This window comes from Natronococcus roseus, from assembly GCF_043677095.1.
Taxonomy (GTDB): domain Archaea; phylum Halobacteriota; class Halobacteria; order Halobacteriales; family Natrialbaceae; genus Natronococcus; species Natronococcus roseus.
In genome coordinates this window covers 1-875 of the sequence record NZ_JBHLJR010000018.1, presented here as the reverse complement: position 1 = coordinate 875, position 875 = coordinate 1, and the positions used below count along the sequence as shown (strand labels likewise).

1 rRNA gene is annotated in these 875 nt (G+C 57.4%); it reads left to right on the top strand.

The window, feature by feature from the left end:
- Window positions 1-729 (top strand): 23S ribosomal RNA (locus ACFEMD_RS22020); the annotation flags it as partial.
- Window positions 730-875: the final 146 nt, after the last annotated feature.

The window sequence follows — 875 nt, the reverse complement described above, 5'->3', positions numbered from 1 at the left end:
CACCGAGCCAGCATTGAAATACTACCCGATGGTGACTGCGACTCTCACTCCTGGCGGAGGACACTGGTAGCCGGGCAGTTTGACTGGGGCGGTACGCGCTTGAAAAGATATCGAGCGCGCCCCAAGGTTTCCTCACCCGAGTCGGAGACTCGGGAAAGAGCGCAAGAGCAAACGGAAGCCTGACAGTGTCCGGCACAACGACGGACGCTGACGCGAAAGCGTGGTCTAGCGAACCAATCATCCTGCTTGATGCGGGAGATTGCTGACAAAAAAGCTACCTTAGGGATAACAGAGTCGTCACCCGCAAGAGCACATATCGACCGGGTGGCTTGCTACCTCGATGTCGGTTCCCTCCATCCTGCCCGTGCAGAAGCGGGCAAGGGTGAGGTTGTTCGCCTATTAAAGGAGGTCGTGAGCTGGGTTTAGACCGTCGTGAGACAGGTCGGCTGCTATCTATTGGGGGTGTTACGGTATCTGACGGGAACGTTCGTATAGTACGAGAGGAACTACGAATGGGTGCCACTCGTGTACCGGCTGTTCGAGAGAGCACGTGCCGGGCAGCGACGCACCACGGGGTAAGAGCTGAACGCATCTAAGCTCGAAACCCACCTGGAAAAGAGATACCACCGAGATCACTCGTAGAAGACGAGGTCGATAGACTCGGGGTGTACGCGCCAAGGCAACGAGGCGTTGAGCCCGCGAGCACTAACTGATCGAGCCACACATTCATAATTCGCATTCGGATCACAGTACCCGCGAACGGGTCCGGACGCAAACTGGACTACACGTACACACGGTTTCAGAGAGGCCACCGATATTGGAATGATCGCGGTTCGATTCCGCGAATCGGCGTTCAGGCGGCCACAGCGGCGGGG